We start from the raw sequence: 21,825 nt of genomic DNA, 5'->3' as shown, positions 1-21,825 counted from the left end.
TTCTAGGGAGTTATATAAAAATATTACTCAATAGAATAATTCTAAATTTCTGAATGGTTACAATAAGAACTTAAGAATTACGAACTTAGAAGAACATCCCATATCTAATAATCTAAATATGAAATCTTCCGATCAGAAACCAAATGAGGGCGATAGCAGGCGCGATTTCCTCAAAAAAAGTTCGGTAATTACAGCCATTGCGCTAACGCCTGGTGTTGCGGTTAAAGCAGCTGAAAGCAATGCCGATGAACGTTTCGCTCAACTTTTCGAGAAAATCCCATTAAAACTTACAGTAAATAACAAAGCATATCAAACTATGGTTGAGCCCAGGGTAACGCTTTTAGATTATTTGCGTGAAGAATTACACCTAACAGGGACTAAAAAAGGATGCGACCATGGCCAGTGTGGTGCTTGCACTGTTCATATAGATGGACAGAGGGTAAATTCGTGCCTGAGTTTAGCAGTGATGAATGAAGGAAAGAAAATTACCACAATTGAAGGTTTAGCCAACGGTGAAACGTTACATCCCATGCAGGCTGCATTTATCAAACATGATGGTTTTCAGTGCGGTTATTGCACGCCAGGTCAGATTATGTCGGCCGTAGCCTGTATACGCGAAGGCCACACCAATTCGAGAGCAGAGATTAGTGAATATATGAGTGGAAATATCTGTAGGTGTGGTGCTTACCCTAATATAGTTGACGCAATTATTGAAGTTAAGGAAGGAGGCGAAACGGTATGATCAATTTTCAATATTTAAGAACAACCACGGCAAAATCAGCAATTTCTTTATTGGTAAAAGATAAAAATGCAAAATTCCTTGCCGGAGGTACCAATCTGATCGATTTAATGAAAAGAGGCGTTACGGCACCCGAAAAACTCATCGATATCAATCATGTTCCACTAAAACAGATTGAGCAGATTGGAAATAAAATCCATATTGGTGCTTTGGCATCTAATTCAGCAGTTGCAGAGCATGCGCTGATTAAAGAGAAACTACCGTTACTTTCCTGGGCTTTACAGGCAGGAGCATCTGCCCAGCTAAGAAATGTAGCTACTGTTGGCGGTAACATGATGCAGCGTACACGTTGTGGCTATTTTTACGATACCGAAATGCCTTGTAACAAACGTCAGCCAGGAACAGGTTGTGGAGCCATAGAAGGTTTTAACCGCATGCATGCCATTTTTGGAACTTCAGAAAAATGTATTGCCGTCCATCCAAGTGATATGTGTGTAGCATTAGCTGCTTTAGATGCCGAAGTAGTGCTGGCCAATGCCAAAGGAGAGCGGAAAATTACATTTAAAGATTTTCATCGCTTGGCAGGAGATACTCCACAGTTAGACAACAACTTAAAAGCTGATGAAATGATTATCCGTCTGGAGATTCCAGTAAATAATCTAGCCAAAAATTACCATTATCTTAAAGTTAGAGATCGGGCTTCGTATGCTTTTGCACTTGTATCAGTAGCAGCAGCATTTGAGCTCAGCAATAATAAAATTACCGATGTTCGATTAGCGATGGGTGGAGTAGCACACAAACCCTGGCGTTTAACAGCATCCGAAAATTTCTTAAAAGGAAAAGAAGCCACCTTATCGAATTTTGAAGAGGCGGCCCAACTGGCCATGAATGATGCAAAAGCTTTTGGAGGTAATGACTTTAAACTTAAACTGGCACCCAATACAATAATCGAGGCGTTGAATCTTGCAAAATCTAAAGCTTAGTTATGGAAAAGAGAATTTTAAAAGACGACAACGACCGCGTAGATGGAATTTTAAAAGTTACGGGGCAAGCTAAATATTTTGCGGAATATGAACTACCAGGTTTAACCTATGGAGTTTTAGTAACAAGCACCATTACCAAAGGAAAAATTACATCGCTCGATACCAAGGCCGCCGAAAAAGCACCAGGTGTAATTGCTGTGATTTCGCATTTAAATAAGCCTTCTGCAACTGCTTACGAGCAGGAAGGTGGTCCACAGATGAAGATTTTTTATACCGACAAAATTTTCTACAATGGACAACCGATAGCAATCGTGGTCGCTAATACTTTCGAACGGGCAACTCATGCGGCTTCGTTAGTTAAGGCTACCTATGCCAAAGAAGAGTTTAATACCGATTTTGAAAAAGCTTTAAAAGACCCTAAAGCAAAGAAACTTCAAGGTCAGGCTGATTATAAACGCGGGATAGAAAACGCTTATAAAACAGCGGAGGTGAAGCTCGAAGAAAGATATTTTCTGCCTATTGAAACGCATAATCCGATGGAACTTCATGGTATTATCGCCGATTGGAGGCCAAATAACCAGCTTACCGTTTATGCCAAAACACAAGGTGTAAAAGCTACTCAAGGTACTATTGCTAACGTTTTTAAAATTCCGATAGAGAATATTCAGGTAAATTCGGAGTTTGTTGGCGGAGGTTTTGGGATGGCTTTACGTACCTGGCCATTGGAAATCGCAACCGTAATGGCCTCTAAACATATTGGTAAGCCTGTAAAAGTGGTGATTACCAGGATGCAGATGTTTACCATGGTCGGTAATCGGCCGGCCGCCATACAAACCATTGGTTTGGGCGCAAATAAAGATGGTAAATTAACGGGGATTACACACAGAGCTTATGGCGAAACTTCCACTTACGAGAACTTTACTGAAGGTGTAGTGAACATGGCGAAGTTTATGTACCAATGCGATAACGTAAATACCGCTTATGCCATTGTTCCGGTAGATCTTGGCGTTCCAATTTGGATGCGTGGTCCGGGAGAGGCTACAGGAGCTTTTGCCCTGGAAAGTGCAATTGATGAAATGGCACATGCTTTGGATATGGACCCATTGGATTTCAGAATAAAAAACGATCCTGAAACCGATCAACAGAAAAACAAACCCTTTTCGAGCAAAAATATTAAAGAAGCCTACAAAATTGGTGCAGAAAAAATAGGGTGGAAAAACCGAAAAAATAAGCCAGGCAGTTTGATTGAGGGACCATGGCAAACAGGTTATGGTGTAAGCGTTGGGGTTTTTAACGCCAATAGAGGCAAGGCTAGCGTGAAGGGCATTTTAAAGGCTGACGGATCGCTGCTTTTGCAAAGTGCAACCAGCGATATCGGCCCGGGAACAGGAACTGGTATGACTTTAATCGCCAATAAATTAATGAAGATCCCTGTAAATAAAATTACCTTCGAATTGGGTGACTCTTCTTTGCCGCCAGCGCCGAGTCAGGGTGGTTCGGCTACGCTATCTACGGTAGGTTCTGCAGTAAATGATGTTTGTGTTGCGTTAAAATCAGCCATCGCAGAACTGGCCGCAAATTCGAATATGGATGCAACGGCTAATTTTGTTGATGTTTTAAAAAAGAATAATCTTCCGCAAATAGAAGTAACCAAAGAGAGTCAGGGAGGGAAGGAAAGGGATAATTACTCCATGTATTCGTTTTCCATTCACTTTGTGCAGGTAAGGGTTCATGCGCTTACAGGCGTAGTAAAAGTGAGTAAAATCGTTTCTGTAGGCGATTCAGGTACCATTGTAAGTCCAAAAACGGCCCGAAGCCAGATGCTCGGAGGTGCTGTTGGCGGTATTGGCATGGCTTTAACCGAAGAATCAATAATCGACCACCGTTATGGAAGATATATCAATAATAATTTTGCCGATTACCATGTTCCGGTAAATGCCGACGTGCCAGAGATCGATGTTCACTTTATCAATAAACCCGATCCTTATATTAATCCGATGGGTGCAAAAGGAATGGGTGAAATTGCATTGATCGGTTTTTCTGCCGCTGTAGCCAATGCCGTTTTTAATGCTACTGGAAAAAGGATCAGGACACTGCCGATTACGCCTGATAAGATACTGGCTTAGTTAAGTTGTCTTTTGGTTTAATTCCAAACATATTTTGTCATCCTGAGCGTAGTCGAAGGATCTTTACGTAAGATAGATACTGAACTTGATGTCAAATTACGAAGTGCCAATCGAAGATAATCTTAATGCTTTGGATTTACATGCCTCAGCAATGACAATCATTCAAATAAACAAAAAATGCGTCCAGATTTTACATCAGGACGCATTTTTTATGGATATTCTTCGCTTTCGCTCAGAATGACAGACAGAAAAATTATTTCGCAACCGCTTTGCCCGAGTAAGTTGCCGCTAGTTTTAATGCATTGTAAGTATTTACAATGCCGCCACTGATACAAAGATCAGAGAACGGGATAGAAACTTTTTCTGCGCCTGGTTCTTCACCTTTAGCGTACTCTACGTTATGGTTAACTTTGGTAACCGATTTAACGATGATTTCTTTTACCTGTGCAGCAGTTAATTTTGGATAATAAGAACGGATTAATCCTGCTAAGCCAGCCACAACAGGAGAGGCCATACTGGTTCCATCTAAATTTTTGTATTTAGAGCCCGGTACAGTAGAATAAATCTGAACGCCAGGAGCAAAAACATCTACCTGGGTTTTGCCGAAGTTAGAGAAACTGGCTTTTAGTGTTTCATCATCTTTAGGGCCTGAAGCACCAACGGTAATCCACGAAGCAATAGTTTTTTCATCTAAATCTTTGTGGTTAGGGAAATTATTTTCTACATCGATATTTTTGTTTTCGTTACCAGCTGCCTGAACAATCAATACATCTTTAGATACCGCATATTTCATAGCCTCGTTAACAATGGCTTTGTCCCAGCTATAAGCCTTGCCAAAACTCATGTTGATTACTTTTGCACCGTTATCAACAGCGTAACGAATAGCATTAGCAACATCTTTATCCCTTTCATCACCATTTGGCGTACAACGAACACCCATAATGGCTACGTTATCTGCTACACCTAAAATACCGAGTTTGTTGGTTCTATCAGCCGCAATGATACCGGCTACGTGCGTGCCGTGCATGGCATCAGGTCCTGCAACATCGTTATTGCCATAAAATTTCTCCTTAACATTGTTTGGATCATCGCCAACTATGGCACGTGGATCATAATCAAGGTTTAAATTGTAATTGACCTGGCGCGTATAGTAATCCAGTCCTTCTACAATCTGATCTTCGTAAAAATCTTTAAAGCTGCCTTTTTCCAATTGCTGGCTCAGTACATTTTGGATCCTGGCTTCGACCTCTGTTGATGGTTTGAAGTTTTTAAAATCTTCTACGGTTGGGTTTTCTTTACCGATTTTCTTTACTACAGCGTCTAATGCTGTTTTAAAACCAGTAATACCTGCCAGATTTTCCCTGGCTTCTGCCAATTGTTTTTCTAAGTCGGCTCTTTCTGCTTTAAAAACTTCGAAATCCTTTTTATCTTTTTCTGCTACATTCGCATCTGTAGTATTGGCAAAACGTGCCTGATCGCGACGAACCAAACGGGTTAATTCTAAGGTTTCGAAGTTTACAGATTCTTTAGGGCCGCCAATAAAGTTCCAGCCATTTATATCGTCGATATAGCCATTCTTATCATCGTCCTTGCCATTACCGGCTATCTCCTTGGTATTTACCCACATTATTCGTTTTAAGTCTTCATGGGTAGCTTCTACGCCACCATCATTTACCGCTACGATAACTTTAACAGATTTTTTACCTTTTAAAAGTTCTTTATATGCTTTTTCGGTACTGATTCCGAATGTACTATCACTTTTAAGATCAAGATTTTGCCAATTGGCTTTTTGCGCATTGGCCAAAGTTGGTACCACACTTACAAGCGCAACACTTAACAGCGCACTGAAAATTCTACTCTTATTCATTTATGTATTTTTGTATTAAACGGCGAAAGTTAATTTTAATTTTTTTATTGAAAGAAATTGTATTAAAAATGATGTTTTTCACACATTTTATTAACGAAAAAAATCCTGAAATTCATTATTCAGGATTTTGATCTTTAAAGCAAATTTTTGCCGCTGTTTATTTCATATTGGCAACGATTTTTTTCGCCATTTCATCATGAGATTCGATTACACTTAAAGTGTTGCCTGCCCAGCTTTTAATTGCCTGATCGCGGTTTTGCATACCCAGTTTAAATAAGGCTATTGTTTTTTCATGATCGGTAACCATCATATCCATATAATGTTTATCAAAAGCTGTACCGGTCATTTTCTTCATTTCATCCAAATGAATCTGATCTTCTGCCGGCAATGCATCTGGGGTGATTACTTTTTTGTTTATAGCCAAAGCTTTCAACGCTGTATTGGCCTTGGTATGATCGGTTAACATTTTAGCCGCAAAGTCTTTCACTTCGGTACTTTTTGCATTAGTTTGTGCAATTTTTGCCGCTTCAACTTCCATTATACCTCCAATTGATGCTTTTCTTAAAAAAGTTGCACCCGCTTCATCAACACCCGATTCTGTACTTTCCGCTCCTGTAGTATGGTTGCCATTTACCATATTGGTATCGCCAGCAACACTGTCTTTTGTGGTTGCCGATTTCTTGTCGGCGGTTTGGCAAGCCTGAATTGAAAGCACTAAGGCAAAAGCAGTGGATAATAAAAATATCTTTTTCATGTTTTCTCTATGTTTTGATGTGTATGAAAAACAAGAGAGTTTAAAAAAGGTTTTATATCTATTCTGATGCCTTACTGTATGCGTTTTGAATAACGATGCCCATTTGGCTTTCTGGATTTTTAATTGGCGAAAAACCGAATTGTTCATATAGGCCATGTGCATCTAAAGTAGCCAACTGGTAACGCCTCAAGCCTTGTAAATCTGGGTGGAAGATCATAAACGACATCAGTTTTTTTGATAAGCCCAAACCACGGTAACTTTCTTTAACGTAAACATCGCAAAGCCATGCAAAAGTAGCTCTATCGGTTACCCAACGGGCAAAACCTACCTGTTCTGTACCTTTGTAAATGCCAAAACAAAGCGAGTTTTCAATAGAACGTTTTACGGTATCTAAAGGGATGTCTTTTGCCCAATAGGATTCTACACTTAAATAATGATGTATAGCTTCGAGATCTAAAAGCTCTTTTTTATCGGAAAGTACAAAACCGTTTTCGCTGATTTCCATAGTTGAGATGGGTTAATCGGTTAATTGTAGTATTACAGTAGTACAGTTAACCGATAACCAGTTTAAACATTTAACCTAGTTACGCATATTAATAAACTGCAATGGCTGACCAAAATCTTCATTTCTACAAAGGTTCATCACGGCCTGCAGATCATCGATTTTTTTTGCGGTTACCCTAACCTGGTCATCCATAATAGCAGGTTGAACTTTTAATCCACTGGCTTTGATTTTTGCCACAACCTTTTTTGCTGCTTCCTTATCTAATCCTTCTTTAATACTGATTTCTTTTCTGATCATGTTGCCCGAAGCCTGATGCTCATCGCCAAAATCTAAGCTTTTCGGATCTAAATTCTGTTTCATCATCCGCGAGATAATGGAACCTTCGATTGCTTTTAATCGCATATCATCTTCAGTAACGATGGTTACTACGTTTGTTTTTTTATCGAGATCAATGGTGCTTTTCGATCCGTTAAAGTCGAATCGGTTAAGGATTTCTTTTTTAGCATTGTTAATTGCGTTGTCTAATGTTTGCGCATCAACTTTACTTACAATATCAAAAGAAGGCATGGTTTTAGCTTTAAAGTAAAAAAATAAGTAGATTTAATAGAAATTAATCCATCCTCACAAAAAAACGAAAAATAATATGAAAACCACTAAACCGAAGTCTCAAAAAAAGATCACCAAAAAAGAAGTGAAGAAACAATTGGAGCAGTCGATTACGGATAAGTTCTTAGATGTGATCAAAAGTTTAGGTCATGATGTATCGGAAATTAGTACGGAGGTGGGGAAAGCAAGTAAGCGTGTGGCTAAAAAATTAACCAAAAAATTCACCATCGTAAAAGCAGATGTTGGACAAAAAATTGATGATTTGTTACATGCATCAAAAGAGAAAGCAAAAGCGGCGAAAAAACCAGTTTCAAAAGCGGTAAGTAAGTCGGAAAAATCTGCTCAAAAAGTGGTTAAAAAAGCCGTTGCGAAGGCTAAACCGGTAGTGCAAAGCATTAAGGTTGCGGCGATAGAAACAGAAGAAAAAGCGGAAAAAGCATTGGCAAAACCAGTTGCAAAAGCAAAAGAAGCTGTAGACGAAGCCAAAACAGTTGTGAAAAAAGCGCCAACCGCCGTAAGTAAAGCACCGGCAAAAGCTGCAACAGCGGTTAAAAAGGTAGTAGCTCCAACTGCTACTCCCGGAAAAGCAGCAGCAGTTGTTAAAAAAACAGTTGCTAAAGCTACAACATCGGTTAATAAAGAGACGAAAACACCTACCAAAAAATAATTTGTTAACGTTAACATGTAAATGAATTAACATCGATTTAACAAATTAATGTGCAGTTTTGAGCATCCCTGTTTTGGCAGGGATTTTTTATTTTTTTAAATGAGCAATAAGAAGATCCCTTTTTTAAACCGCGAAATCAGTTGGCTTTACTTTAACGAACGTGTACTGCAAGAAGCTGCCGATGAAACGGTTCCGCTGATTGAACGGATTAAATTTCTATCTATATTTTCTTCAAATTTGGAGGAATTTTACCGTGTGCGAGTGGCCACCATGACCCGGCTAACCAATCTGAACGATAAGGCTAAAGCACTTTTGGGATTTAATCCAAAGAAAATTCTGAATGAGATTAAAAATATTGTCGTAAAACAAGAAAGAAAATTCGACCAGCTTTTCCAGGCTACCCTAATAAACGAACTTGCTCAGAACAGGATTTTTATCTTAAACGATACCCAATTGAATGTAAGCAGGGGAGAATTCGTTAAAAATCATTTCAGGGATAAGATTTTATCTAATCTGGTTCCCATTATGCTGGATATGGATAAACCTTTTCCAGAACTGAAAGACCGGTACCTTTACTTTTTTGTTAAACTTTCGAAAAAGGATACCAAAATTAAAGAGAAATATGCACTCATTGAAATTCCGCCTAATTTGCCGCGGTTTTTAGTGCTGCCAGAAACAAACGATCTAAAATTTATTATCCTTGCAGAAGACATTATCAGGTATTGTTTAGACGATATATTTTATGTTTTTACTTATGATAATTTAGAAGCTTATTCGATCCAGCTCACGCGGGATGCCGAGTTGGATATTGATAAAAACATTAATGATAAATTTATCGATGATTTAAAAAGCAGTCTGGAAAAACGTAAAAAAGGGAAACCAATGCGTTTGCTTTATGATTCGGCGATGCCTTTAAATATGCTTACTGTACTGGTGAATAAACTTAAGCTTGAGGCTGAAAGTTTAATTCCGGGTAACCGTTACCATAAGTTTGGCGATTTTATTGCCTTCCCGAATGTAGGTAAAAAGGAATTGGAATATGCGCCGAACGTGCCACTAAAGGTGCACGATCTGCATAGAACCCAAAGTATGTTTAATAAAGTTGCCCAGCGCGATTATTTGGTGAATTTACCCTATCAATCGTATGACTATATTATTTTGTTCTTACGTGAAGCTGCAATTGATCCGAAAGTAACCGAAATACAGATTACTTTATACCGCTTAGCCGAAAACTCAAAAGTAATCAATGCATTAATCAACGCTGCTAAAAATGGTAAAGCAGTTTCTGTTTTATTGGAACTTAAAGCCCGTTTTGATGAACAGGCTAATATTTACTGGACCAGCCGCTTAATGGAGGAGGGAGTTAAGGTAAATTACGGTTTAACCGACTACAAAGTGCACTCTAAAATTTGTTTGGTTAAACGGATTGAAAAAGATAAGCCGGTTTACTACGCAAACTTAGCAACAGGAAACTTTAACGAGAAAACCGCAGGTTTATACTGCGACCATAGTATTTTCACCGCAAAGAAAGAGATTACCAACGATCTGGTAAAACTTTTTGATGCATTGAGCAAACGTACCGTAACCAAGGGATTTAAACACCTGATTGTTTCGCCACTGGAGAGCCGCTCGAAACTGGTCAATTTTATTAACCGCGAAATCAGGAATGCTAAACAGGGCAAGCTCGCTTACATCATGTTAAAGGTAAATAGTTTAGCGGATGAAGGGATTATTGCCAAACTTTACGATGCGAGCAATGCTGGGGTTAAAGTTCAGCTGATTATCCGTGGTATCTGCTGTTTGGTGCCAGGAGTAAAGGGCTTTAGTGAAAATATTACCGCCATTAGTATTATTGATAAGTTCTTGGAGCATGCCAGGGTTTATATTTTCGGTAATAACGGTAAAAACGACATGTATTTATCATCTGCAGATTTGATGAGCAGGAATTTCGAACACCGCGTAGAGGTAGGATTTCCGGTTTTAGATCATGATGTGAAACAGGAAATACAGGATATTATAGATCTGCAATTGCAGGACAATACCAAATCGAGGCAGATCAATGCTTTGAACAATAATAAATACCATAAAAACAGATTAAGTAAAAAGATAAGGGCGCAGGTAGACATCTACAACTATTTAAAAACCAAGCATCAATCATAATGTTAAGATACGCAGCTATAGATATCGGTTCGAATGCGGTGAGGTTACTCATTGCTGATATTAGCAAACAAGACGGAAAATATAAGTACAAAAAGAACACCCTTATACGTGTGCCGCTCCGGTTGGGAGATGACGCATTCTTAGATCAATATATTTCGGAGAAAAAATCTGCAGATCTGGTAAAAACCATGACTGCTTTTAAGAATCTGATGGATGTTTATCACGTTTCTGAATATTTGGCCTGTGCAACATCTGCTATGCGCGAGGCCCGTAATGGAGAAGACATTGTTAAGCTGATTAAAAAGGAAGCAGACGTTACCTTAGAAATTATTGAGGGGCAGCGGGAAGCAAATATTATTTACGCTAACCATATTGAAGAAGAGTTAGACGAAAATAAAAATTACCTATATATTGATGTGGGTGGAGGTAGTACCGAACTGTCAGTTTTTGTAAAAGGTGCTCCAGAAGCATCAAGATCCTTCAATATAGGCACTATCAGGATGCTCGACAACCAGGATAAGGAAGAAACCTGGGATGAAATGAAAGATTGGGTAAAAGAGCATACAAAAGCCTATAAACATTTAGCAGGTATTGGCACCGGTGGTAACATCAATAAACTTTTCCGCATGTCGGATGAGAAGGAAAATGCACCTTTATCGTTGCAGAAGCTAAATTCGATGTATAATAAATTAACCAGTTATTCATTGAAAGAAAGGATTAATACGCTAGGCTTAAATCCCGACCGTGCCGATGTAATTATCCCGGCTTGTGAGATTTATTTAACCTTAATGAAATGGACTGGTATAAAACAGATTTATGTACCTAAAGTGGGAATGGCTGACGGGATTATTAAGTTGTTGATCGAAGAGAAATTGGATTAAATTACCCTACTTGATCGTCATTTCGACCGAGCGGAGAAATCTATCAAACAGTTTTATATGTGGTGTCAGATGTTTCCATCTGAAATTGGGATTTATTTCTACTTTGAACTGTCGGATGGTAACATCCAACAGCACTAAAAATTTATCTATATAGATTTCTCCATTTCGCTGTGCTTCAGTCGAAATGACGGGTATGGTAATAGGATAGTTGCACCAAACTTTGCGATCTCTGCGTCTTCCTCCGTGTACTCTGTGGTTAAAAAACGCGTTACTCCATAGCCATCCTTAAAAAACCTTTCACCTCATCATTAATATCTTCTTTAAAAAAAATCCTCAAATGGTGGTTAAATTGATCCGTTCCCGGCACCTGTGCAATCTTAGTGAAGCAGAGATTGTTTTCATGCGGTTGATTGAAAGGAATTACCACATGAATAAAATTTTTACCCAATTGCGTAATATATGCAAAATTGGTTTTTGATTCGATGGCGATCATGGATTTTGTAGGCCTGAGATTTATCGCTCCTAATTCGGTCAATTGCTCAATAAAAAAACGGAACAACCCTAAGGTGTATTCCGTTTTCCCGTTTAAAAAGTCTGATAAATGTTTTTCTTCAGACATCATAACCTTTTAATCTTCCAATAATTTTGTTGCAGCCTCATCGGTAAACCAGGTTAATTTTCCATCAATCGGATCAATTAACTGCGAAGGGTAAGTTGCAACATCTTTTTGCTCATCGCCAATAACATGTTTTAAGGCTTCGGCTTTATTTTCTCCAAAAACCAAAAACGCTACATTATCGGCTTTATTGATTAACGGTGCTGTAAAACTAATGCGGTAAGTATCCAATTTCTCTACATAAACCGAAGCCACGTTTACTTCTTCATCTTTAACAAGAGTGGTATGAGGGAAAATCGAAGCCGTATGCGCATCATCGCCCATACCCAAAAGGATTAAATCGAAAATTAGATCTTCTCCGTTAAAGTGTTTGTCGATTGCTTTTTTATATTCGATAGCTGCTTTTTCCGGAGCTAAAGTGGTATCAACGTAAAAAATATGATCTTCTTTAATGCCTAGTGGATCTAAAATGGCTTTCTTGGCCATTAGTCCATTGTAGTTATCATCATTGGCAGGAACGTTGCGCTCATCGCCAAAAAAGAAGTATACTTTTTCCCAATCAATTCTGTGCTGGCCTTCTGTAGCCAGAAGATGATAGAGTGCTTTAGGAGAACTTCCGCCAGTTAATACGAAATTAAAGCGGTCGTTTTCTTCGATAGACATTTCTGCAATTTTAATTACATAATCTGCCAGATCCTGATTCAGTTCTTCTAATGTTTTGTATATGAGTAGATTCATTTTATCAATGATAAAGTCGTCATGCTGAATTTATTTTATTAGTGTTTTTTATTGTTTTTAAAAGCCTAATAGCTACTTCGTGGTCAGCATCTATCTCAAATAAGACCCTGAAATAAATTTACTGCGTAGCTTTCCGCTGCGCTACAGGTCAGGGTGACGACCGGGTAAAAATTATTCCTTATTCTTCAATGGCAAGTTAAACCAGTGGAAACCATCTCTTGCAATAAGTGCTTCAGCTTCTTCTGGTCCCCAGCTATCGGCAGGGTAATTAGGGAAGTTGATTGATTTTTTACTTTCCCATGTATTTAAAATCGGCATCACCAGTTCCCATGCCGCTTCTACCTGATCGCCACGCATAAACAAGGTTTGATCGCCCATCATGGCGTCTAATAATAAGGTTTCGTAAGCCTCAGGGGTATCGCCCTCGTAAGTTCCTTTATAATCGAAAACCATATCGACAGGATTTAATACCATATCCAGTCCAGGTCTTTTGGCCTGTACCTGCATACGGATACTCATTTCAGGTTGTATACTGATTACTAGCCTGTTTTGTTGCCAGTTTTCGGTTACACCTGATGAGAAAATCTGATGTGGCACATCTCTAAACTGAATGGTAATTAAAGATGAAGTTTGGTTTAAGCGTTTTCCTGTTCTTAAATAGAAAGGAATGCCTTGCCATCTCCAGTTATCGATATGGAATTTAACTGCAGCAAAAGTTTCGGTATTGGAGTGTGCATCAACACCTTTTTCCTGACGGTATCCAGGCACTTCCTTACCTTCAACCCAACCTTTACTATATTGACCCCGAACAGTATGAAAACGGATATCTTCGGCAGAAAAAGGGCGCATTGCTCTTAAAACCTCAACTTTACGGTTCCTGATTTCATCGGCATCAAAATTAATTGGTGCTTCCATTCCAACTAAACAAAGCAATTGCAACAGGTGATTCTGGATCATATCTCTTAAAGCACCAGAGCCTTCGTAATAACCTCCACGATCGCCCACACCTAACTGTTCGGTTACTGAAATTTGAACGTGATCGATATAAGACCTGTTCCATAACGGCTCGAACAGTGCATTGGCAAAACGGAAAGCCATCATGTTTTGTACGGTTTCTTTACCTAAGTAATGATCGATGCGATAGATCTGCTTTTCTGTAAAAATAGTGCTTAATAATGTATTTAGCTCTTTTGCAGATTCTAAATCATGGCCGAAAGGTTTTTCGATAACGATACGGCTATTGTCTTCATCTTGCGTAAGTTTATATTTCTGCAAACATTCAGCAATAATCGGGAAGAAATTAGGCGCAACTGCCAGATAGAAAATTACCTGTGTTCCAACTCCAAATTCTTTTTGATATTTTTCAACGGTTGCTTTAAGGTTTTCGAAAGTTTTTGGCTGGGCAAAATCGGTAGGACAGTAGCTCATAGTCTTTGCAAAATCGTCCCATTTCTCTTTTTTTACTTTTCCGCTGCGTGAAAACTGATTTACAGCATCTTCTAAAGCAGCTTTGTAGCTATCGTCGGTAAATTCGGTTCTACCGGTACCAATAACGGCAAACTTATCTGGCATGTAACCCTCAATAAATAAATTATATAGGGCAGGTGCTAATTTTCTTTTGTTTAAATCACCTGTTCCACCAAATATTACAAAAATGGTAGGGTTTAATGCGGTTTTGGTTTTCATTTTATGTTTTTGTTCGTGAATCTAATAGGTTATGATAATTTATTCCAATCAGCATGGAAAACACCATCTTTATCAATACGCTCGAAGGTGTGTGCGCCAAAGAAATCTCTTTGTGCCTGGATTAAGTTAGAAGGCATCCTGGCTGTGGTAATGGTATCGAAATAGGTTAAGGTAGACGCAAATGCAGGGATACCCAAACCAGAATTGATACATGCGCTAATTGTTTTGCGTGTACCTGCTAAAGTACCTTTAATGATGTTCTGGATACCCGCATCGCCAAATAAATGTTCTAAAGCGTTGTTTTTATCGTAAGCCTGATAAATATCTTCTAAAAATTTAGCCCTGATGATACAGCCACCACGCCAGATTTTAGCAATTTCCTGTAACTGTAAATCGTATTGGTATTCTTTTGAAGCCTGAACCAGTAAATGCATGCCCTGTGCATAAGCACTGATCATAGAGAAGTAAAATGCATCTTCCAGTTCATCAATAGTAACAGCAATTTTGGTGTCTTTTTTGCCAAAAGCCTCCTCTAAAGAAACCCTTAGTTTTTTGAATTTAGATAAATCGCGGTTAGAAACAGCCTCATTAATGGTTGGTACAGGTAACTGAAGTTCCATTGAAACCTCTGATGTCCATTTTCCGGTACCTTTTGAGCGTGCTTCATCTTTAATCTGATCTAAAAGATCGTTTTGTGTCTCAGTATCTTTAAAAAGAAAGATTTCAGCTGTAATCTCCAATAAGAAAGATTGCAACCTGCCTTCGTTCCATTTTTTGAATACTTTATATATTTCTTCGTTGGTATAACCTAATCCATTTTTAAGGATGCCATAAACCTCGGCAATGAGCTCCATAATGGCATATTCGATTCCGTTGTGTACCATTTTAACAAAGTGGCCAGAAGCACCAGGGCCAATATAGGTTACGCATGGATCGGTTCCAACTTTTGCCGCTACTGCATCAAAAACATCTTTAACAACGTTATAAGCTTGTTTATCGCCACCTGGCATCATACTCGGGCCAAAACGTGCACCTTCTTCACCACCAGAAATGCCCATTCCGAAGAAATGTAAGCCATCTTTCTCCAGTTCATCAACACGGCGGTTGGTATCGGTAAAATGTGAGTTTCCACTATCGATAATAATATCGCCCTTGCTTAAAAGTGGTTTTAGTTCTGCAATAACGCTATCTACAATCGGTCCGGCTGGTACTAATAAGATTAATGTACGTGGTGTTTGTAAGCTGGAAATAAAGCTTTCAATATCGTCAAAACCTTCTAAGTTGTGTTTCTTGCCCTCTTCTTCAAGTTTCGATATCATTTTTCTGTCTTTATCGTAACCAGTTACAGAGAAGCCTTTATCAGCCATGTTTAATAACAAGTTCCGGCCCATTGTGCCTAAACCGATCATTCCCAATTTATATTTTTTTGAATCGTTATTTGCCATTTTTTATTTTTTCTAATGCACCCAAAATTAGGGTTTACAAATTAATATTGCAGCTATTGTTGTTAAAAGATTGTAATAAAGATTATTATTTTTTAGGCTCAACAGTAAAGATGTTGTACTTGTCGGCCAGTTTCCAGAGTTTTGCACCGCCTTTAATCCCGTCTCTGTTGGTTACAATTTTAATATTGCTTTCCAGTTTAAAGTCTATTTGTTTAGAATTACCACCACCAATATATAAAGTATCATAATTGAAAACTGTTTTATAGATTTCGATTACTTTTTTGAGCCTTTTATTCCAACGTTCTGTTCCAATTTTTTCGAAAGCCTTATTTCCGATATAATCATCATAGTCTTCTTCCTTGCTGATCGGGAAATGGGCGAGTTCTAAATGCGGCAGTAATTCTCCATCGAATAGTAAAGCCGTTCCAAAACCCGTACCTACTGTAAAAACAATTTCAAATCCTTTGCCCTCAACCACACCTAAACCTTGTTGATCGGCATCATTTACCAAACGCACTGATTTACCTAGCGCGTTAGCAACACGCTGGGCAAGATCAACATCTGCCCATTTGTTTTTTGCGAGGTTAGGGGCGGTTTTAACAATTCCGTTTTTAACATAACCTGGAAAACCGATCGATACGCGGTTGTAGCTAACAGGGAAAGGCTTAATCAACGCTATAATTCCGGAAACAATATCCTTTGGAGTAGCTTCTGGCGGGGTTTTGCTTTTCAGATATTCGGTAAGCATATTTCCGCTTTCATCCAAAAGAACCGTTTTAATACTTGTGCCGCCTATATCAATAGATAATATATTGTTGTTTTCAGCTTTTTTATCTGTAGCCATAATTGTGTATTTATAATTTCGAAGTTCTACAAATAAATTAAAACAACAAACATTAAATGAAGATCGAAGTAATTTCGGTGTAATAATATATTCTATAAAGTCTATGTATTTAATAGAATATATTTATGTTTGTTCCGTTAAACTAAAAAAGACCACTACAGTTATGACGGTAAACTACCTTGCATTTGCTATTCCAGCATTTTTTATTTTCGTATTTATTGAATTTAAGATCGCCCAGCACCAAAAAAAAGCGAAAATATTTAAATATGAAAGTACAGTTGCAAATTTTAGTGTAGGAATTGCCGAAAGGTTATTGAACTTATTTATAGCAGCAAGTTTTTATCAGGTGTACGATTGGGTGTATTTAAACTATGCAATTTTTGATATCTCTACAAAATGGTATGTGTGGATATTATTGCTTTTATCGACAGATCTTGTTTGGTACTGGTACCATAGGCTAGGCCACGAAATTAATTTTTTGTGGGCTGCACATATTGTTCATCACCAGAGCGAAGAGTTTAATTTATCGGCTGCTGCAAGGATTACGACCATTCAAGCCATTTTCCGAAATGTGTTTTGGTGTATATTACCCTTAATTGGTTTTCATCCCAATATGATTATTACCATACTTTTGGCTCATGGAGCCTATTCATTTTTTACACATACACAATTAATCGGTAAGCTGGGCTGGCTGGAACATATATTCATCACGCCTTCTTTGCATGGTGTTCATCATGCTTCCGACGAAAAATACCTGGATAAAAACTATGGCGATGTTTTTGTATTCTGGGATAAATTATTCGGTACTTTTCAGGCCGAAGAAGAGGCACCTAAATATGGTTTAACACATCCTATTAAAAGTTATAGTTTCCTTTGGCAACATTTTCACTACTATTTAGAAATAGGAGAGGCGTACAAGCGTGCCAATGGATTTAGGGCTAAATGGAATGCCGTATTTGGGAGTCCAGCATTGATGGACCAAAACATCCGCCCCATTTTAGAAGAGCGTTACTTTCAGAATAAAATACAGCGAGTTGCTAAACCTAAGTTTAAAACCTATTTAAATATACAGTTGATAGCAGTAGTTGTAATGCTTACCGGCACTACCTTATTTTACAGTTTTTTAACCCCATTCAATAAAGCTGCTATTCTTATCTTCATCTTGCTTACTTTAATCAATATCGGTGCGCTATTGGAACAGCGTAGGTGGATCTATTACCTCGAATGTTTCAGGTTCATATTAATTTTTGGCTATTTTTTCTATGCTTTCAACCTGCTTGGTTTTTTAATCTTTCCAGTGATTATCTTAATTGCACTTGAAAGAACATTCTCTTTACGTAAACTTTACATGAAGCATGTATTTGAGTACGCAAAGGCAGGTTAGGGGTGTTTCTTTATCTTTCGGTTTTAGCTGATATATAAATGTTACAAGGCGATGTTTCGTTTTGTTGCTCTATTTATTCTCTTGCTGCTACGTCTTGTAATAAAATTATTACGTGACGCTGTTGGGCTAGTGGTTTATTCCATGGATGCCATATCTTTCTTTATATGCTGTAAATAAAGCCATTTATTACTTTATTTAGGTTTAGCTTAGTTATTCCATTCCTCTTACGATCATCCATATTTCTGTCTGTTTAAACATTCAATTAAAAAATATTTCTTGCAGATTTATTTTATTGTTTTTAGTTTCGATTTGTTTTGTTAATTTTAATTAACGAAATATATAGTAAGTAAAACTAAATAAATCGCAATCTATTTTGGTTGCTTTTCAATACTTAATGTTTGCTTAATATATTTTTAACATAAACAGGCTTACTTTGCCCGCAAATCCGGACAAAATAAATCGCACATATGAACCCTATTACTAACCGGATATACTATAATAATTATGATCGAAAATTTTACTCAACAGATTTCGTGGCATCAATGCGTTCTGCATGTAAAGCAAAGCAGTCCTGATAATCACCAAAAGAACAGACGTGCTTTTTTTAAGGATAAACTAAAACGCTTTAGTTTTTTCGTTTGTGCTGTGCTGATACAATTTTGTATTAACGAAAGTTTTGCACAAACTCCGGCACAAAATATTGTAATTAAAGGTACCGTGCTGGATGACCAGGATGGACAAATATTAATTGGAACAACGATAACGGATAACAATAAGAAGTTTTTGGGCGTAACCAACGAGAAGGGAAATTATACCATCACTATTGCTAAGGGAACTACCGTTTTATACAATATGGTGGGGTATAAAAGCTTAACCAGAACATTTAATAATAACGAAAACAATGTGACTGTTAGGCTTAGCTCATCTAACAGCCAGTTAAACGATGTGGTGGTTACGGCATTAGGCATAAAGCGTGAGGAAAAATCGTTAGGTTATGCAGTTTCTAAATTAGATAGTACGGCCTTTACCAATGCGGTTTCTAGTAACTGGACAGACGCTTTATCGGGCAAAGTTGCAGGTTTAAATTTGGTTAGAAATAGTGGCCCAGCCGGTTCAAATAAAATTATTCTTCGTGGTGAAAATAATTTGACAGGAGATAACGAAGCCTTAATTGTAATTGATGGCGTTGTGGCGAGTAGTTCGGCAAGGCGTACAGGCGGTACAGGAGGCGGTGTTTACGGTACATCAGGAGATATTATGCCTGCCGATTTTGGTAGTGGGTTAAATGATTTAAATCCTGATGATATAGAAAATGTAACCGTATTGAAGGGGCCTGCTGCATCAGCATTGTATGGACAGCGTGGAGCAAATGGGGCTATCATCATCACAACAAAATCTGCCAGTTTAAATAAAAAGAAAGTTAATATCTCTTTTACTTCAAATAGTGCATGGGAAGAAATTAACAAAAGTCCTGATAGGCAAACACAATACGGCGCTGGGGTATCTGGCAATTCATATTACTCATATGGAGCGAGTGCCGATGGAGCAAACACCAATTCTACAAGTTCTACTTATGGCCCTGAGTTTTCTCCTGGAGCGATGTTTTTTCAATATGACCCTGCAACCAGAGCGCAAGGATTAACCAGAACACCATGGGTGGCAACTCCTGATCCAATTGATGCATTTTTTAAAACCGGTTTCGAATCAACCAATTCATTTGGTATAGATGGTACTTATAAAAAAGTGGGTTTACGCTTCTCTGCAAGCCATGGCAATAACGAATGGATTGTGCCAAATACAGGTTTGGAGCGAACTACTGCTGCATTAAATATTACAAGTAACGTAACTAAAAAACTAAACATTAACGCCAAGGTGCAATATAGCAATAGAAAAAGCGATAATTTACCAGCCACGGGTTATGGTAATCAGTCGTTAATGTATTGGTTTATGTTTGCACAACCAAATATGAATATTGATTGGTATAAGGATTATTGGGCAACAAACTTAGTTTACAGACAGTTTACAAATTTAACTACCACTTTCCCTGAAGGCCCTTATGCTATATCAGAGCAATATTTAAACGGACAAAGACGGAATGGTTGGTTAGGAAATATCCAAGCGACTTATAGATTTACGGATGCATTGAGTTTAATGCTTAGAGCATCGGGAGATTTGAATAATGATGTTCGCGAAACTCTTCGCCCTTGGGATGCTGCAGGTAATAAATTCGCACATGGTTCTTATCGCGTTACGGATATACGATCTTACGAAATAAGTGCCGATTTTTTATTAAAGTATAATAAACAATTAACTAAAGATATTCAGCTTACTGCCAATTTAGGTGGTAGCCAAATGCGTAATCAATACAACAAGCTAGAAAAAAGAGCTGATGGATTAGTTATTCCAAATCTTTATGAGTTAAGCAATAACGAAAATCCTTTAGTTTATGCCCCCGATACGGCACAATACAGGCTCAATAGCTTTTATGCTTTAGCTTCTTTAAGCTTTAAAAACTACCTTTATTTAGATATAACAGCCCGTCAGGATTGGAACAGTACATTAGCAACAATTACCAGAACTGATAATGTTGGTTTTTTCTATCCTTCTGCAAGTTTGGCTTTTGTTGCTTCCGATTTTTGGAAACTACCAAAAGTAATCAGCTTTGCTAAATTAAGAGCCTCTATTGCCAGTGTTGGTAGTGGTGGCACCACGCCTTACAGAACTGCTTATAATTATTTGTACGCAGCAGATGGTATTTACCCTGATAGCGCGATGAATAATCCACGTGTTTTGCCAAATCCCGATTTAAAGCCACTAAAAACGACTACAATTGAGCTTGGTTTAGATTTAAAATTATTTAACAACCGATTAAACTTTGATTTTGCAGCGTATAGCGGAAACACCAAAAATCAGATTTTGAGTCGCATTGTTGATAAGGCCTCCGGTTATAATGTTCAAGTAATAAATGTGGGTAGGGTAGATAATAAAGGCATTGAGCTTGCTATAAATGCTACACCGCTAAAATCTCGTACTTTTAAATGGGAGGTAAATGCAAACTTCTCGGCCAATAGAAATAAAATTAGAGAACTGGCAGATAGTTCAGTTGTGTTACGTACTGGTGCGCTAGGTGGCGGACAAGTGGTTGCCAATGTTGGCGGTAGCATGGGCGATATGTATGGTAGAGGTTATTTACGTTCACCAGATGGGCAAATAGTTTTTAATCCGACCACAGGAGTAGCGCTAGAAAATCCTGATTTGCTGTATTTAGGTAACACAATACCTCAATTTAGGTTTGGTTTTGGCACTAGTATTACTTATAAAAATGTTAGTGTTAGTGCATTGTTTGATGCACAATTAGGCGCAGTTGGGCATTCTTTAACATTTTCTAGAATGGCATCGTTAGGTAAACATAGTATTACCTTGCCAGGAAGATATAATGGCATAGTTGGCGACGGGGTACTTCTAAATCCTGATGGAACGTACCGTAAAAATGATGTGGTAGCCACCGATATGAATGCCTATTACGAATCAATTTATGGTAGTGGGCAAGCAGAAGGAAGTGTATTTAGAACGGATTACTTAAAATTTAGAGAAGCAAATTTAACATACAATTTTGGGCGAAAAGTGCTTAAAAGTATAGGTTTTACTAAATTGAGTCTAGGCGTTTATGGGCGTAACTTATTTATTTGGTCGCCTTGGCCAGCTTTCGATCCCGAGTTTGGAACATTAGCGGGAGGAGATATAGTTCAAGGTTTTGAAACAGGCCAATTGCCTTCAACCAGAACTTTTGGAGCCCGTTTAGTAGTTGGACTTTAATTTTATCA

The 21,825-nt window shown here is 38.0% G+C and carries 17 protein-coding genes; 8 read left to right on the top strand and 9 right to left on the bottom strand.

Annotated elements, in window-relative coordinates; translation table 11 throughout:
* Positions 1-118: 118 nt before the first annotated feature.
* From AC1RJ8_RS08910 to AC1RJ8_RS08900, 3 genes are read left to right on the top strand one after another with little or no spacing between them, the layout of a single operon-like run.
* Positions 119-742, top strand: a complete 624-nt coding sequence (locus AC1RJ8_RS08910) for a (2Fe-2S)-binding protein (protein WP_492953426.1) — start codon at positions 119-121, stop codon at positions 740-742.
* Positions 739-1,722 carry an FAD binding domain-containing protein gene (locus tag AC1RJ8_RS08905; protein WP_492953427.1) on the top strand — a complete coding sequence of 328 codons (984 nt, stop codon included), beginning with the start codon at positions 739-741 and terminating at the stop codon, positions 1,720-1,722. The genes AC1RJ8_RS08910 and AC1RJ8_RS08905 overlap by 4 nt, the downstream gene beginning before the upstream one ends.
* A gap of 2 nt (positions 1,723-1,724) precedes the next feature.
* On the top strand, positions 1,725-3,848 hold the full coding sequence (locus tag AC1RJ8_RS08900) for a xanthine dehydrogenase family protein molybdopterin-binding subunit (protein ID WP_492953428.1): 2,124 nt from the start codon (positions 1,725-1,727) through the stop codon (positions 3,846-3,848).
* A gap of 253 nt (positions 3,849-4,101) precedes the next feature.
* Here AC1RJ8_RS08900 and AC1RJ8_RS08895 read toward each other — a convergent pair whose 3' ends face one another.
* The 4 genes from AC1RJ8_RS08895 to AC1RJ8_RS08880 all read right to left on the bottom strand — a co-directional run bounded on the left by AC1RJ8_RS08895 (position 4,102) and on the right by AC1RJ8_RS08880 (position 7,541).
* On the bottom strand, positions 4,102-5,715 hold the full coding sequence (locus AC1RJ8_RS08895) for a S8 family peptidase (RefSeq protein WP_492953429.1): 1,614 nt from the start codon (positions 5,713-5,715) through the stop codon (positions 4,102-4,104).
* 157 nt (positions 5,716-5,872) lie between these two features.
* Positions 5,873-6,469, bottom strand: a complete 597-nt coding sequence (locus AC1RJ8_RS08890; RefSeq protein WP_492953430.1) for a DUF4142 domain-containing protein — start codon at positions 6,467-6,469, stop codon at positions 5,873-5,875.
* A 58-nt stretch (positions 6,470-6,527) separates the two neighbouring features.
* On the bottom strand, positions 6,528-6,974 hold the full coding sequence (locus AC1RJ8_RS08885; protein WP_492953431.1) for a GNAT family N-acetyltransferase: 447 nt from the start codon (positions 6,972-6,974) through the stop codon (positions 6,528-6,530).
* A gap of 75 nt (positions 6,975-7,049) precedes the next feature.
* Positions 7,050-7,541: a YajQ family cyclic di-GMP-binding protein gene (locus tag AC1RJ8_RS08880; protein WP_029275247.1), complete on the bottom strand. Its 492-nt coding sequence runs from the start codon at positions 7,539-7,541 to the stop codon at positions 7,050-7,052.
* A gap of 76 nt (positions 7,542-7,617) precedes the next feature.
* Between AC1RJ8_RS08880 and AC1RJ8_RS08875 the strand changes: the two genes are divergently transcribed.
* The 3 genes from AC1RJ8_RS08875 to AC1RJ8_RS08865 all read left to right on the top strand — a co-directional run bounded on the left by AC1RJ8_RS08875 (position 7,618) and on the right by AC1RJ8_RS08865 (position 11,288).
* Positions 7,618-8,247 carry a hypothetical protein gene (locus AC1RJ8_RS08875; protein WP_492953432.1) on the top strand — a complete coding sequence of 210 codons (630 nt, stop codon included), beginning with the start codon at positions 7,618-7,620 and terminating at the stop codon, positions 8,245-8,247.
* A 99-nt stretch (positions 8,248-8,346) separates the two neighbouring features.
* Entirely contained in the window at positions 8,347-10,407 is a 2,061-nt protein-coding gene (ppk1, locus tag AC1RJ8_RS08870) for a polyphosphate kinase 1 (RefSeq protein ID WP_426329759.1), read from the top strand.
* Positions 10,407-11,288, top strand: coding sequence for a Ppx/GppA phosphatase family protein (locus tag AC1RJ8_RS08865; protein WP_029275244.1), 882 nt, complete (start codon positions 10,407-10,409; stop codon positions 11,286-11,288). The genes ppk1 and AC1RJ8_RS08865 overlap by 1 nt, the downstream gene beginning before the upstream one ends.
* Positions 11,289-11,556: 268 nt before the next feature.
* Here the strand turns inward: AC1RJ8_RS08865 and AC1RJ8_RS08860 are convergent, their stop codons facing one another.
* From AC1RJ8_RS08860 to AC1RJ8_RS08840, 5 genes are all read right to left on the bottom strand, one after another.
* Positions 11,557-11,910: a DUF5655 domain-containing protein gene (locus tag AC1RJ8_RS08860; protein WP_492953433.1), complete on the bottom strand. Its 354-nt coding sequence runs from the start codon at positions 11,908-11,910 to the stop codon at positions 11,557-11,559.
* A gap of 6 nt (positions 11,911-11,916) precedes the next feature.
* Positions 11,917-12,642 carry a 6-phosphogluconolactonase gene (gene pgl, locus AC1RJ8_RS08855; RefSeq protein ID WP_492953434.1) on the bottom strand — a complete coding sequence of 242 codons (726 nt, stop codon included), beginning with the start codon at positions 12,640-12,642 and terminating at the stop codon, positions 11,917-11,919.
* A gap of 171 nt (positions 12,643-12,813) precedes the next feature.
* Positions 12,814-14,328 carry a glucose-6-phosphate dehydrogenase gene (zwf, locus tag AC1RJ8_RS08850; protein WP_057935068.1) on the bottom strand — a complete coding sequence of 505 codons (1,515 nt, stop codon included), beginning with the start codon at positions 14,326-14,328 and terminating at the stop codon, positions 12,814-12,816.
* Positions 14,329-14,357: 29 nt separating this feature from the next.
* Complete coding sequence (gene gnd / locus AC1RJ8_RS08845; RefSeq protein ID WP_057935067.1) at positions 14,358-15,773, bottom strand: NADP-dependent phosphogluconate dehydrogenase; 1,416 nt, start codon at positions 15,771-15,773, stop codon at positions 14,358-14,360.
* An 85-nt stretch (positions 15,774-15,858) separates the two neighbouring features.
* A complete protein-coding gene (locus AC1RJ8_RS08840) occupies positions 15,859-16,617 on the bottom strand; it encodes an ROK family protein (RefSeq protein WP_492953435.1) in 759 nt (252 codons plus the stop codon).
* A 163-nt stretch (positions 16,618-16,780) separates the two neighbouring features.
* On the opposite strand from AC1RJ8_RS08840, the gene AC1RJ8_RS08835 reads away from it, so the two are divergent.
* Positions 16,781-18,001, top strand: a complete 1,221-nt coding sequence (locus AC1RJ8_RS08835) for a sterol desaturase family protein (RefSeq protein ID WP_492953436.1) — start codon at positions 16,781-16,783, stop codon at positions 17,999-18,001.
* A 504-nt stretch (positions 18,002-18,505) separates the two neighbouring features.
* Positions 18,506-21,817 (top strand): SusC/RagA family TonB-linked outer membrane protein, encoded by a 3,312-nt coding sequence (locus tag AC1RJ8_RS08830; RefSeq protein WP_492953437.1) that lies wholly within the window; start codon positions 18,506-18,508, stop codon positions 21,815-21,817.
* Positions 21,818-21,825 lie beyond the last annotated feature (8 nt).

The sequence above is a fragment of the Pedobacter sp. GW822-FHT03F06 genome (genome assembly GCF_058801365.1).
Note: the sequence above shows the minus strand (reverse complement) of the source record. Positions and strands in the feature narration are given on the sequence as shown.